The following is a 14,612-nucleotide window of genomic DNA, read 5'->3' as shown; positions in this document are numbered from 1 at the left end:
AAATGCATTTTTTTATTAGAAGAAAAAGGGGATGAGCTCCTCATTTTTTAGGATGTTTTTTTCTGTGATTGGTCACTTCAATCATAAACCAATCTAATGCATTTTAAAAAAAGGCAGTGCATATCTGCATCTGCCAATTATGCTTCAGATTCTTGCTGTGCTCTTTCCTGTAAAGTTCATGACTTTTGCTTGGCAAGCTCGTCACCGGCAAAAATAAAATTCAAAATAAAATCACCACTACATCTCATTTGTTTTTTTACCTATCTTCAACACTCGTCACATGTTGAGTGTGTCTCGCACAGACTGTCTTTTTAATTGATTACTTTATATATTATTGGAATATTTGAATATCCCTGAGCTTGTATAATTCTTGGAATCCCTATTAGCATTCCTTCCAGTTCCTTGCTGAGTAACATCATAACGAAGTTCAGGATGGTTCATCTGTCTGTATGTATCATCACTTTCAGAATACATTTTTCTTTTTGCTTGGTTAATCTCATTTAAACGTGCTAATTCTAAATCAACTGCAGTTCTTGAAATATTTTTTAATTGTCCAGTTATCCCACTAACCTTGTTTTGAAGTTTTTCACTTTTTATTTTCTTAGAATTTACTGATAAAAACATCTCAGATAATTCAACTGCAATAAGTAATGATTCTGCAACGGTTTCTTCATTGGTATTTTTGTTTTTCTCCCACCCTTCAGAGTTTTGGGATAATTCATCAAGTAGAAAAAGTATTAAACCTATTCTTTCTCGATTTTGAACACTACTAATTCTTTTCCCTTCTATAGAATTCAAGAAGGAACGAAACTGATAAGCAAAGATATCATTTAGATTATTTGATTTTTGATTCATGTTGTTATCACCTTTAACCAAATTTGTATAAATTATATCATAAAGTAATTTTCCTTATGGTAAAATTACGGATAAAAAAGCATGATAAATAATATTTTCTTGGCTTAATATGAATATCTATATGACTTATTAAATAGGGGTGCCTTAGATGTTTGTTATTCTTAAGGATTAGTAACTTTATTTGTTTACTTAGATGGTGTAGAAATGTGTAGACCCATTATATTAACAAATTACTATAGTAAATTTCTATAATATAGCACATTAATAATTAGCTTGTTTTGCCTGTGCAATAAGAATTAAAAATTTTTATACTAAGGGGGAGAGTAGAAGAAAGTTATCCATCTATAGCCAGTTATGGTACATTTACTGTTGTATACCGCCAACCATCCTTATAATGCGGGTACAATCTTAATCTCAAGAAAGTTATTCTTAAAGTACTAAAATAAATATATAAAATAGGAGAAATATAATGGCATACTCTAAAGAACAAATTGAAGATCGAATTAATAAAATCAAAAAAAGATATAAAAACTTTGATCAGATAATGGTAACGAAGGAAACGAAAAGTGATTTATATTTATTAGCGCTAGACTATGATAATGAAGATCATTACTTGAAAATGGATTCTAACGGTCAACTCTTCGTTCAATTCAATGCTCAATGGAAAGCTGTAAAGAATTTTTTGTATCGTGAATCTAATCAATAATTATCATGAATACATAGATATTTGAGAAGTATTTAAACCCATCAAGATATCATGTTTTGAGAAAAAAGAAGGTTAAACATTTGCCTACTGTTGATATGATAATTTATATATACACTATTGATTAATAACTGTGTACAGAATTGATGTTAAAACTCATGATTTCTTACATTTAATTTATCGTCTCCGTAGGAAAATTTAGTAAACCTTATTAAAACCTTTGTGAGAGCTATTTTTAGTGGTCAAAAAGGCCCTTCAAACGTTGATATAATAAGGTTTGTTATTTTTATATACTGAACACCCGCCGCTCCATAATACGATTTCATTGGATTTCAATGAACGTCAAAACCCTTGTATTGAAGTGACCCCTAAAAGTTAGACACGGTTATTTCATTAAGCAGCTTGGGTAAAACGAGTTCGGTATTGCACCAGTGTCACGTAGTAAAAGGGCGTTTAACTGGCCACCGAACACGCAGCCACCATCGATTGCAATGTATTTTTCATCGGCACTTAGCCAAATATCATCACTTTGATGAATTAGCTTTGTAGGTGTATGACGGAATACGTTAACGAAGGGTGTTTTATTTGGGTGTAAATAGTGGTCTCGTATCCATAAAAAATCGTAGTCCGTCGTTTCGGATAGATCTACGAAACTTGATTCGAAACCAGCATGTGTGAATAGTACATCACCAATATATAATGATGTATAAACAATGTTCATAAGAAAAGCCACGAAACGTTTTTTCTTTTTCCAACTCATTCGATGTATCTCTATAAATTGTAATATATTGTCATAATCGTTTGCGTGTCTAACACTGAATGCCCAATCTCAATCTAGAATTTTGTACTGTAAGGTTTGTGTGTAACTTTTGATAAAAATAATTAATATTTGGGTCTTTCTCAAATATTACAAGCAAAATAAACTCTAACGCCATTGACACTGCTACATGACGTCTATAACTTGAATAGAAGCCACTTCTCCCAGCATTTTTGACAAATAATTATTATTGGCACAGCATTCTTTTCGATAAATTCTGCTATTAAAGGGATTGACAGTCTATAATCTTCAGGAATATTATGTAACATTATCGTATAATCATTTTCTGTTTCGAATAAATAGCGTAAAGCAATCTTATCTTCATAACTCAAAAAAAATTCAAAATCATGATTTTTCACTTCATGGAAATATAAAAAAGCAAGTACATAGCCTCTCTTTAAAACTTGCTGGCGTTCTATAGTAAGTGGTTCCGATAGAGTATATTGTGAGCTACTTAAATTCGTCACACAATTAGTAAAGAGTCTATTTAAAGAGTCATTCAAGATTTTACATTGCTGCACATCACCAGCAAGCGCCCCTATATTATAAAGTGTGTTTAAAATCCTGTTTTTTTCTACTTGCGTAATATTTTCTTTCTTTAACTCAATTGGTAAATCTGTGCCACCCCCACCTAGTTGGATAATTGCTTTCATACCGTTAAGGAGTTTTTTATTATCTATTTCTACTTTGCCATTTTGTTGAAGAACATAATATATATCAGCAAAAATGGTATTTATACTTTTTGAACTTATAGCTCTTTCAAATTTTATATATTGTTGTTCATCAGACTCTACTTCTTCGAATAGCTTTAAAAATGCTTCTGCTAAGTTTATTGTAATTGGCTCAAGTTTTGATATTAACAGTTCTCCATTTGTAGTCTTTGTTTCTTTTCTTAAATATACTCCTTTTAACAAATCATTAGTTACATGCGGAAATTGTTGAATAATCGCTTTTGAAGCGAACCAATCTTCTATTGTATATGTACTTTGCAATTTCTTTTCAAACCACTTCTCCATTTATACACCTCTTCAATAATTATTTTCCATCACTTTCTTTAAATCTTGTGTTAAGAAAGGCTAATCGACTGGATTGCTTGCGGTAGTTTTTGATCTGGATAGCCTAATGCATTTGCACAGTAAGTGGTATCTCCTGTTTCAATAACTCTTGCGTATGACAATGACCAAAAATGCAAATTTGTGCGGAGATATTGGGCAATTCATTTAAATAGCACGACGTAGAGCCATGTAGGAAATGATAATCTATTATAATAGGTGGCACATGTGTAATCAGTACATCCGCCTGTTGTAACTGCTGGTAGGCTTCCATTTCTTTTTTAAGAGTTAAGGAAATATCGATGCCTTTTATAGGCACGGAACCATTGGACCTTTCTTGAAAAACACGTTGTTCCTTTGTAGTTTCAAGTCCATACCAGCTTGTTGACCCTGCAAAGGTAACCTCTTCATATACAAACGCTTCAAAAAGCGAAAGCAGCTTTACATTTGGGAGAACTGAAATCATTTGTGTCAATTCGATTTCTCGCTCAATGCTTTTGCTGCTGCCTACCCGAAACCAAGTAGTAATCGTGATTGCCTAGCGCAAAAAACACTTGCTTGTAAATATCGCTGAAAAACTCTAGTAATAAAAAGGACTGTACGTTATAGTGCGACAAATCGCCGGCAATGATTAGTACATCACCTTTTTCTTTAGGTAATAGGGACGTTAAAAAGGCATACATTTTAGGTTGCCATGTGCCCTTTAATCGAATGTGAAAATCTAAATAAAGAAGAATTAACATAAAAAGTCGAAGTTAATCGAATAGTTAAAATGCACAAATGTCGGCTAAAAGACACTTGTGCATTTGATTTATGTAGTAGCTTATTCGGTTTTTGCCTATTCTTCAAATAAAAATACTGATGGCATTAGACTGTATTTCATAGTGGTATTAGCTAAATACTTTTGTTTTGCGGTCGTAATGCGTGCGACCCCATACATCTTTACGTAGTGTTTCTACACGTTTCAGATAGTCTTTAATCGCAGGACGATATTCTGATATAATTTCGCGATGAATTTGTTTTACATAGTCCTCTAATTCAAATAAATTGAGTGCGCCAAAATCCACCTTCGAATCCCAATCTAAAATCAGAACTGGGACATCGACATATACTTCCTCCCGACGATCATAATCTACTTGTTTTAATTGTTCAATTTCTTGTAGTCGGGCTTGCTTTGCTACTAGTCGTTGTTCTTCTTTTTCAATATTATCATATAAACGTTCTAAACGAATTTTATCAAAAATATCAAGATCATCTAATAGTGCAGGTACTTGGCGATGCGTTTCAACAAATGCATTATCGACCATTCGTTCGTCCCAATCATATAGATACAGACCGCGATTAATTGCTTTCACGATTGCTGCAAACTTTTCTTGTACTGTTAATAGTGTCGTCACATCATATTCACCTGGAAAATGGTGCATCATCATTTCATCGATTTCCGCCTTTGCACGGTCATCTGCATTTTCAATCGTATTTGGGAAAATTTTGTATAAGTCTAATGTCATGTCATAATCCATCGGTAAATTTGATGTATTTGGTACATGAGTTACCGGTATACCATTGTCACGAGCCTCTAGTAATTTCATTAACTTTTCATAGTAGTTCATCCTAAACACATCCTAAAAATTAGATTAATTTTAAGTCTTTTGTATTATATCATATTAATTAATAGTACTTCGCTAATTTTCGCTATTAATATTTTAAATTCTGGATCTACGTCAAGATTTTTCAGACCAACATTTTCCATGGCTTTAGCACAGTTAAATGTGTGATTTTAAGAATGAACGTTTTTCTTTGCATTTATCAACAAGAGAACGTCCTTACTTTCTCCATATTCTATTTATAACATTAAAATATATTGTTTTTATTATTGGGTGTATGAAAAAGGAGTTAAAATAAAACCACTTATCACGTTACATGCTATTTTTATATATAAAATCAACGTGTGTATCATTTATTAAAATCAAACTTAACACCAAAACAACAAAAGTTTTGAGAATCCATCTAAATTTAAATGACCTCAGACAATAGCTGAGGTCATCTCCATTAGATAATTTTAAATTGTTTCACTCTGTTATTTAAGTCATCTGAGAGCTGACGTAATGCGGTAATTTTCTCGACAACTATTTGAATAGCATGCGTTTGTTCATTTGTTGAAGCGGTTATTTCCTCTGTACCTGCCACATTGTCTTCTAGCATGTGATTTACAGTTTCTACATGTTCAAGGACTTGTTCACCTAATCCTTTCGAATGCTTCATACCTTGGGCTACTTCTTGAAGCTCACTCATGATGCTTCGAACTTCTGTTTCAATGCTTTCGAATGCTGACGTTGTTTCATACATTGAGGATTTTTGTTTTTCTGCTATTTCAACACCTTGGCGTACTGAAGCAGACATATTTTGCACGCCTGTTTGGATGGCACCAACAATTCCGAAAATTTTCTCTGTTGATTTGCTTGTAGCTTCGGATAAATTACGTACTTCTTCAGCTACTACTGCAAAGCCTTTGCCATGATCACCAGCGCGAGCTGCTTCAATAGAGGCATTGAGCGCCAGTAAATTCGTCTGCGCTGAAATATCAGCAACAACCCCAGCCATTTCTTCGATTCGTGCCGTATGTTCCATAAAGGTATTTGCCACATCGTGAATGACATTTACCGTTTTAATATTTTCTTCGATCATTTCTTGTTGAGCGGAAATGACTTCTTTTCCTTTATCAATCGCACCGACAGCCAGCTTACCATGATCAACAGAAACCGTTGAGCGCTGTACGTTTTGATTGAAATCGGTATCCATTGTCTCGACAAGCTGCACAGTATGATGGAGTGAATTTGAAACGGATAGGGAATCACTTGAAATTTTTTCTGTGGCACCTGCGACGTGTTCACTGATTTCAGCGAATAGTTTATTTTCACGATCTAAATCATTTGTAAATGTATCTATGTGTCCACTCACGTCACGAATGGCATCTAGCAACTGTTTTAATTGGTTCGTCATCGTATCAAATGAACGATTTAACACGCCAATTTCATCATTTGTTTTATATTGAATAGGCTCCACCATAAGATTTCCAGACGCAATTTCATTGGCATTATGGGCCAGATTACGAAGTGGTTTCGTAATATTTCTAATAATTAACACTGTAAAGACACTTCCAAATAAAATGAGCAGAATAATGCCAACTAATGAAGTTGTAATAACAAATTTAATTTGTTGTGCTACATCTTTTTGTATATCTTGGTAATGTTCATTGGCATACAAACCTAGTAAATGCACATCATTTAAAATGCCTACAATACGTAATCCTTGTGTACGAACAGCTGTTACGTTTTTATTGGTTACTGCTTGATTGGCTGCAGTAAAAAAGTCTGTAAATTTTCCTTGCATTTTAGTGAAGATGTCTACACTTTCTTTATTATGTAGCAAAGGTTCGATAATTGCTAATTTATCGTTAACCGTACTTTCTAATTTTTTCAATGATTCTAGTTGTTTATCTGTCACACTCTGTGGTTGTGCGACACCAATGGCTGTTGCATAGTTACTTAGCTCATTTTGCGTATTTTTCAACTCGGATTCAATCACTTGGATATTGATAATTTTTGGTAAAATATCTTGGTTCGATGATTGGATGTGTATCATCGCCATTATGACAATGGCTATAAGAGCAATCGAAACTGCAATGAGCGTAAACGAGTTGAATAATATTTTTTTAGTTAATGACATTTTCTTAACTCCTCTTATTGGCCAAATTGTTTCTGCGATAGTTTGTTTAGTTCATCTTCAATTTTGGTTGCATGATCAATCACGCGCACAGGTGCAAGTTTCATCGCTTTTTCTTTCATACCTAAAGCGATATGCTGCTGCCCGGTTGGTTTCTCTTTCGTATAATTTTCTATAAATTCATAAACGGCTACATCAATATTTTTTAACATAGAAGATACGACTGCTTTTTCTGCATATGTATATTGATCTGTATCAACCCCGATTGCTAAAACGCCACTTTCTTGCGCTTGTCGCAATAAGCCAACGCCTGTATATCCCGCAGCTGCGTAAAGGACATCTGCTCCTTGAGTAATCATGTCAGCAGCAATGGCCTTTCCAACCTTATCATCTGAAAATGTATCTGCATAGGTCACAATCACTTCAATTTTGGGATTGATTGCCTTTGCTCCTTCAGCAAAACCTTTCTCAAACTTTTGGATTACTGGGTCCACCATTCCGCCTAGAAAAGCTACTTTTCCTGTTTTTGACGTCATTGCTGCTAATGCACCTGCCAAATAGCTTCCTTCATTTTCTTTAAACGTAATAGAGTGAATATTTTCAACGTCTGATTCTGAATCAACTAGAACGAATTGTTGTTCTGGATTGGCCTTTGCAACCTTTTCCAGATCCTCTTGTAGTGAGTAACCTACTGCAATTACTAAATCATTACCCTCTTCCACTAACTCCTTAATTCCTTTTTCATAGTTCGGCTCACTGCCAAGCTCACGGTAATCAAACACAATCCCAAGCTCATCGCGTGCCTTGACTAGACCTGCAACTGCTAAATCTCCAAATGACTGATCGCCGAGTCCAACGTCTGGCAACATAATCCCAACTTTAAATCTATCTTCCACACGTAATTCAGTTGAATCTTCATTTTGCGCCGTGTTGTTCCCACAAGATGCTAATATTAGTCCTGCTGCCATAATTAAGGCAAATAAACTCTTTTTCATAAAATGTAACCTCATTCACACTTATTTTTTCCTATACAATCGCACTGAAAATCACATAAATACCTAATTAAGTATATATTAATTTAGTGTAAAGTGCTTAATAACTATTTTTGATTTGTAATAGTATTAAACTATTTTCACACTGAAAACCTTTGTTTCACGCAAATCTGCCCATATTCAGCAGCAATCGCTATTGGTTTTTAACGCTTTTTTACCTTTTAAACAAGTGGCAGCAATACATGGCTATCGTACACATTTCCTGAAATCACCATGGAACCTATTACAAACCCTTTTCATCTATCGCTGCACAAAACTTATAAGCAAACTGCTTTGTCTGTTATTGAGTTATCTGTGATCATATGATTTCCTTATATTTAGTATTGAAAACCTATCTCTTGTGAAAGAACACAATCTTATCTGTAACATAAAGCATAAACTTTCTTTAAGCATTTGCTTATTTTTAGCAAATGTTTTTTTGATGGACAAATGGCGTCCAATATAGTTGCTACAATATAAAATGTATAATACATAGTTCAAAAAGTATAAAAGAAGGTTTACAATGGGAAAAGATTCTAATTTAATGGGTGATTATTATGAGGGAAGAAAGTATCGGTTTTAAGGAAAATTGGTTATCTATTTTGCATTATTTTTCTAAAAAATATTCAACAGATTTTAATCGATCTAGAGTGTTAATCCAAGAATATGCAGGTAGTATTTTTATTGAACCAATCGATGAATTGAAGTTTATTAATCAAAAATATACGGGATTGAAAAAGAATAAATTTTATATCCATCAATATAAAGAATATGAGAATGAACTGCCAAGATTGGTTGAAAAATTTGTCATTAATCCTAAACAACCTGAAAAATTAATAAATGAAATAAATCAACTGTTGGGTGTTATGGGTTTTACTGTAACATCAACAGAGGGGAAAATTAATAAGAAAAAGAGAATCCTTGTTACAGCTACCATGAGTGCGGGGAAATCGACATTAATCAATGCACTTATTGGAAAGAAAATAATGGCGACAAAAAATGATTCTTGTACTGCTAGAACATATGAAATTATTGAGGGTCCAAAAGCAGAGGATGTCATCTGCGATTTTCAAAACAACCGATTTAAAGTGAAAAAGGATATTCCTGATGTTCTACATACTGTAACTGATCCAAATCTCAGAATTTATAGTAGGATGTATCATTTACGAGACAAATATCTTTGGGAATTAAATGATACACCGGGAATCAATTCTTCTACAGATCCTGAACATAAATACATTACGCATGAAATGATTAAAATAAATGATTTTGATGTTCTAATTTATGTTATGAATGGAAATCATTTAGGAAGTCATGATGACTTAGAACACTTAGAATTCATAAGAAATCATGTAGATCATTCAAAAATTATTTTTGTTATTAATAAAGTAGACCAATTTAGAAAAGAGCAAGATTCCATTGAAACAAGTTGTCAGAAAGCGATTGAACAATTAAAAGATTTGAAGTTTAGAAATCCTAAAGTTTATCCTCTTTCAGCTTATGCAGCTTATTTATTTAAGTTGGAATTATTAGGACAAGTTTTAGATGAGGATGAGGAAGATGAATTAATCATGTTTAAACGAAAGTTTAATCGTAAGGAATTTGATTTATCTACTTTTGGTTATAATTCGCAACTTCGATTAACTGAAAAAGAAGAACTGTTAAGAAAATGTGGCATTGCAAATTTAGAAGCAGAACTTGTAGGAAAGGAAGTTTAATATGGCTGAGATTTTTATTAAATATAATCCGTATAAACTAGAAACGATAATTTGTATTGATGGAGAACACGTAGCAAATAATAGTGAATTAAATGTCGGCGAAAAACGTTTGCAAGAATGGGTAGAAGAGCTACCAATCTTGTTACAAGAAGAGTGTAACGAAGACTACTTTGATTTAACATTCCAAGGAACTTCAATGGATTTTGAAGATTTACAAGAGTCTGCTGAACAAGCAAAAGAAAAAGGAATGACTATAAATCTAACACATATTCCGGTAAAAGAAGTTGCGCATATGGAATTAGCGATTGAAGAAGTATTTGATGAAATTATCCATGGGCCGATTGAAGAATTAAAAACAAAAGATTTACAAGATGCTTTTAAAAAAGCTTTAAATAGTGAGTTTGAAATTACAGTTGTTGCGACAATGAGTGCTGGAAAATCAACTTTAATTAACGCATTATTACAACGTAAAATTATGCCGTCGAGTCAAGAAGCATGTACAGCAACTATTGCGCGAATAAAAGATACTGATGATCCAGAATTCTTTGCGGTTGCTTATGATGAAGATGGTAATAAGATTACAAGCGTAAGTGATGTACAGCTTGAAGATATGGCAAAATTAAATGCAAATGAAATGGTATCTACAATCGTGATAGAAGGTGATATACCATTTACATCTACTGAAGAAATGTCATTAGTATTGATTGATACACCGGGACCTAACAATTCACGAGACGAAAATCACTTAAAAACGACATATAAGAATTTAAATGACTCTTCTAAAGCCTTAGTTTTATATATTTTAAACGCTACACAATTAGGTGTTAACGATGATTCCACACTGCTCGATGCTGTAGCAAATAGCATGAAAGTAGGAGGGAAACAATCAAAAGATCGTTATTTATTCGTCGTCAATAAAATTGATAATTTCCGTAAAGGAGACGATGATGTAGAACAGTCTTTAGAGAAAGTTCGTAAATATCTAGCAGACCGTGATATTCATAATCCAAATTTATTCCCAGCCGCTGCACTTCCTGCATTGGATATACGAGAATTGATGGGAAATTCAGATACAATTGATGAAGATTTAGAAGATGAAATATTAATGACTGCTCGTAAACTAAATCGTAATCATGAATTGCATTTAGAAAACTACGCAACTTTAACATCTAGTACTAAAAAGAAAATTGTTGATCGTTTAAAACAAGTTAGCGATGGAGATAAAGAAAATTTAGAAACAGCACTGATTCATACAGGTATCCCTGCTATCGAAGAAACAATTAAATTATATGTAGAAAAGTATGCTCGTACAGCAAAAATCAAAAATGTAGTGGATACGTTCCAAAAGAAATTGGAAAGTTCAAGAGCATTCGAAGAAACAAAAAATGTTATTGCTGAAAATACGGAAAAACATGAGCAAATTCGTCAACAAATCGTCCAAGTTGAAGAAAAGCTAAATTCAGGCGATGAGGCGAAGAAGTTTAAAGGAAAAATCTTATGCTGCAGATATAGCTGCTGCTACATATAAATCTCTAATGCAGGGAGAAAATACAGGAGTAGAAATATCTCATATTTCTAGCTGGTCAGGAAATAAATATGAAACTCAGGAAATTCAAAACTATGTAAGAAACTTCATGCACCCAATGTTTACATATAACAATAAGGGAGTGCAATGGCCAATTACGCCAACTTCTTTAGTAAGTGGGAAAGAATTAGCAATTCATATGAGTTTACCTCGTAAATCAATAAATGGATTCCCAGTTATTGAACATGTAGAATTTGCACCAGAAGTGGTCACTTATCGTGAAACAGAGGGGCGTAATATTAACTTAGGTGCCATTTATAATATGGGGCAAGCTTCGGAATCACGTGTCAAAATCGATTTACAAAGCCTTACAATGCATACGCTTGTAACTGGTTCTACAGGCTCAGGTAAGTCAAATACGGTATATGAGATTCTGTCTCAATTAAAGAATCATGGTGTGAAATTTATGGTCATTGAACCTGCAAAAGGTGAATATAAGCATGTTTTTGGTCATGATTCAGATGTGACAGTTTTGGGGACAAATCCTAAAAAATCAAAAATATTAAAAATCAATCCATTTATATTTCCTGAAGATATTCACGTTTTAGAACATATTGATCGTCTTGTTGAAATTTTTAATGTGTGTTGGCCAATGTATGCGGCAATGCCAGCTATTTTAAAGGAAGCCATTATTCATGCATATGAACAATGTGGATGGGATTTGGAATACTCAGCAAATGAAAGTGGAAAGGGTTATCCTACCTTCAAAGACCTTTTAAATAGCCTAGAAGAAGTGATACAACTATCTGCTTATGACGCTGAAACTAAAGGGAATTATACAGGTTCGTTAGTAACTCGTGTAAAATCATTGACAAACGGTATCAACGGTCAGATTTTCTGTTCGCAAGAATTGGATAATCAAGTTTTATTCAATCAAAATGTTATTGTAGATTTGAGTCGTGTTGGCTCATCAGAAACAAAAGCATTAATTATGGGTATTCTAGTGATGCGTTTAAGCGAACACCGAATGGCAAATGCAATAGGGATGAATGAAACATTACAGCATGTTACAGTCTTAGAAGAAGCACATAATATTTTGAAACGTACAAGCACAGAACAACAAAGTGAAAGTTCAAATGTATTAGGTAAATCTGTTGAGATGCTTTCAAATGCGATTGCTGAAATGCGAACATTTGGGGAAGGATTTATCATCGCAGATCAGTCACCAAATATGTTAGATATGTCGGCAGTTCGAAATACAAATACAAAAATTATTATGCGCTTACCTGATGAAATGGATCGTCGTTTAATTGGAAAATCTGCAGGTATGAAGGATGAACAAGTTGATGAAATTATTAAATTACCACAAGGGGTAGCTGTAGTGTTCCAAAATGATTGGGTTGAACCTGTGCTATGTAAAATCAATCATTTTAAACGAGATCCAAAATTATATGAAGAAGTAGGTCTTGAATATATTGTAAGTACTACTGAGAAGAAAAAGAAAATAATTAATTTCTTATTGCAACAACGTGTACGTGAAGCGGTAATTGATGAGGAAGAACATCTTCTTCAAATTGTTGAACAAATCACGCTATCGACGAAGGTAAAGCATACGATTCAAACAGCAATAAAAAAAGAAAGTTACCGAAAAGAATTATTTGCAAAAGATATGTTTGATGAACTATCTAAAGTGGTGTATGAACTATTAGATGGAAAAACAAATTTACGAAAATTCACAAACGAGAGTAGTTGTATTAAAGAGCTAAACCGTTATTTATATGAATTTATCGAAAAACAGGCACCCGGATTATCTCATGAATATAAAATGGCGACAATTCAATGTTTACTACATACTGAATGTGTAATAGCACATAAACGGGAACTTTATGATACTTGGATTGAGGCCGTTCGAGGAGGAAAAATTAAATGATAGAAATTGTTAAAACTCCCGAAAAACTATCGTTCGAATCGATAGATAAGGATCAATGGGTACTAGATGTAGAAAAAGTACCGATGGAAAACTCCTCTTTTAATGAATTACAAGAAGGTCAAGTTAGAGAAGTACCAGAAGAAGTGAAAGCATATGAAACTTTAGAAGATGCATTGAAAGAAGTATCGGAAGAAGAAAGAGCTATATATGAGGGTGCTCATTTAGAAAAAGGTGAAGTAAACGGTCGTGAAGTGCTTCAACGTACAGATGTTGATTATGATGCAGTAGATAGTCTAGGAAGAACAAATTTAGAAAGAATGCAAAAAGGTATGCCGCCATTAGTTGATGGTAAACCGATAGAATTACATCATATTGGTCAAAAATCAGATTCTCCTTTAGCGGAATTAACTGTACAAGAGCATAGAGGTCCAGGAAATGATGGTATACTACATGATAAAACAGTTGAATCCGAAATAGATCGTCAAGAATTCAAAAAAGAACGTGAAGCACATTGGAAAGAGCGAGCAAAACAAGTTTTAGAAGAAAGAGGTAATGGATAATGGATGTATTAAATATCTTAAAGAATGAAGACATTACAACTGTAGGTGCAATAGATGATGATATCATTGTACAAGCTGAAAAAGAATTAGATATGGTTTTTCCTAACTCTTATAGGAAGATTGTTAAACAATATGGTGTCATTTCAGCAGGCACAGATGAAATCTTTGGTTTAGGTGTTAGTGGTTATTTAAATGTCATCGAAACTACAAAAGAAGAACGTATTTTAGCTAATGGAGATTTAGATAAGTATGTTGTTATTCAAAATTTAGGTGTTGAAGGCATATTAATTGTAGTGGATGAAAATGATAATGTTTTTGAATTTGTAAATGGAGAGTTTACGAATTTATTCAGTACTACAGAAGAATATATTAAGAGTCAAATTTTAAATAATTAAAAGTTTCATCCGGATCTTAATATCTTGATTTTAAAGAAAAGAGATTTTTGCTTTGTTATTTTTGATTATCTTTAAGAATATGGCTGGGACATAACTAAATGGTTCCTTTATAAAGCGAATAATCTCTAAATTAACAAAACACGATAAATAGAAAAACCGAACTATTCCGAAACACTTCATAAGCGTTTTATTGGGATAGTTCGGTATTTTTGTTGGCTGAAACACTTTTGTCCCAGCCTCATATAGTTACATTAAATATCAAACTTCTTCTTTCAATTCCATACTCCTTGCAAACTTTCATCA

At 33.2% G+C, this 14,612-nt stretch carries 14 protein-coding genes; 6 read left to right on the top strand and 8 right to left on the bottom strand.

Translation table 11 applies throughout. The features are described from left to right. Positions 1-324: 324 nt before the first annotated feature. Positions 325-855: a hypothetical protein gene (locus ACQKMV_RS07755; RefSeq protein ID WP_427503242.1), complete on the bottom strand. Its 531-nt coding sequence runs from the start codon at positions 853-855 to the stop codon at positions 325-327. Positions 856-1,324: 469 nt separating this feature from the next. On the opposite strand from ACQKMV_RS07755, the gene ACQKMV_RS07750 reads away from it, so the two are divergent. Then, complete coding sequence (locus tag ACQKMV_RS07750) at positions 1,325-1,561, top strand: hypothetical protein (RefSeq protein ID WP_427503241.1); 237 nt, start codon at positions 1,325-1,327, stop codon at positions 1,559-1,561. A 382-nt stretch (positions 1,562-1,943) separates the two neighbouring features. On the opposite strand, the gene ACQKMV_RS07745 is transcribed toward ACQKMV_RS07750, so the two are convergent. From ACQKMV_RS07745 to ACQKMV_RS07715, 7 genes are all read right to left on the bottom strand, one after another. After that, the gene (locus tag ACQKMV_RS07745; protein WP_427503240.1) at positions 1,944-2,318 is read right to left on the bottom strand and encodes a hypothetical protein; all 375 of its coding nucleotides are present in this window, start codon (positions 2,316-2,318) and stop codon (positions 1,944-1,946) included. Positions 2,319-2,512: 194 nt separating this feature from the next. Continuing rightward, a complete protein-coding gene (locus ACQKMV_RS07740; protein ID WP_427503239.1) occupies positions 2,513-3,391 on the bottom strand; it encodes a hypothetical protein in 879 nt (292 codons plus the stop codon). Between the two features lie 103 nt (positions 3,392-3,494). Beyond that, positions 3,495-3,902 (bottom strand): hypothetical protein, encoded by a 408-nt coding sequence (locus tag ACQKMV_RS07735; RefSeq protein ID WP_427503238.1) that lies wholly within the window; start codon positions 3,900-3,902, stop codon positions 3,495-3,497. A 13-nt stretch (positions 3,903-3,915) separates the two neighbouring features. Next, positions 3,916-4,110, bottom strand: a complete 195-nt coding sequence (locus tag ACQKMV_RS07730) for a metallophosphoesterase (RefSeq protein ID WP_427503237.1) — start codon at positions 4,108-4,110, stop codon at positions 3,916-3,918. Between the two features lie 207 nt (positions 4,111-4,317). After that, positions 4,318-5,037, bottom strand: a complete 720-nt coding sequence (locus ACQKMV_RS07725) for a hypothetical protein (RefSeq protein ID WP_427503235.1) — start codon at positions 5,035-5,037, stop codon at positions 4,318-4,320. A 439-nt stretch (positions 5,038-5,476) separates the two neighbouring features. Beyond that, positions 5,477-7,153 carry a methyl-accepting chemotaxis protein gene (locus tag ACQKMV_RS07720; RefSeq protein WP_427503234.1) on the bottom strand — a complete coding sequence of 559 codons (1,677 nt, stop codon included), beginning with the start codon at positions 7,151-7,153 and terminating at the stop codon, positions 5,477-5,479. 14 nt (positions 7,154-7,167) lie between these two features. Then, on the bottom strand, positions 7,168-8,145 hold the full coding sequence (locus tag ACQKMV_RS07715) for a BMP family lipoprotein (RefSeq protein ID WP_427503233.1): 978 nt from the start codon (positions 8,143-8,145) through the stop codon (positions 7,168-7,170). Between the two features lie 593 nt (positions 8,146-8,738). Between ACQKMV_RS07715 and ACQKMV_RS07710 the strand changes: the two genes are divergently transcribed. The 5 genes from ACQKMV_RS07710 to ACQKMV_RS07690 are packed head-to-tail and all read left to right on the top strand — an operon-like array spanning position 8,739 to position 14,309. Next, a complete protein-coding gene (locus tag ACQKMV_RS07710) occupies positions 8,739-9,899 on the top strand; it encodes a dynamin family protein (RefSeq protein WP_427503231.1) in 1,161 nt (386 codons plus the stop codon). Position 9,900: 1 nt separating this feature from the next. Then, entirely contained in the window at positions 9,901-11,427 is a 1,527-nt protein-coding gene (locus ACQKMV_RS07705; protein ID WP_427503230.1) for a dynamin family protein, read from the top strand. Next, positions 11,366-13,354: an ATP-binding protein gene (locus ACQKMV_RS07700; protein ID WP_427503228.1), complete on the top strand. Its 1,989-nt coding sequence runs from the start codon at positions 11,366-11,368 to the stop codon at positions 13,352-13,354. The genes ACQKMV_RS07705 and ACQKMV_RS07700 overlap by 62 nt, the downstream gene beginning before the upstream one ends. Next, positions 13,351-13,914, top strand: a complete 564-nt coding sequence (locus tag ACQKMV_RS07695; RefSeq protein ID WP_427503227.1) for an HNH/ENDO VII family nuclease — start codon at positions 13,351-13,353, stop codon at positions 13,912-13,914. The genes ACQKMV_RS07700 and ACQKMV_RS07695 overlap by 4 nt, the downstream gene beginning before the upstream one ends. Then, positions 13,914-14,309: an SMI1/KNR4 family protein gene (locus ACQKMV_RS07690; protein ID WP_427503226.1), complete on the top strand. Its 396-nt coding sequence runs from the start codon at positions 13,914-13,916 to the stop codon at positions 14,307-14,309. Before ACQKMV_RS07695 ends, ACQKMV_RS07690 begins: the two co-directional genes overlap by 1 nt. Positions 14,310-14,612: the final 303 nt, after the last annotated feature.

Source organism: Lysinibacillus sp. NPDC094403, assembly GCF_050278745.1.
In the GTDB taxonomy this organism is placed as follows: domain Bacteria; phylum Bacillota; class Bacilli; order Bacillales_A; family Planococcaceae; genus Lysinibacillus.
Note: the sequence above shows the minus strand (reverse complement) of the source record. Positions and strands in the feature narration are given on the sequence as shown.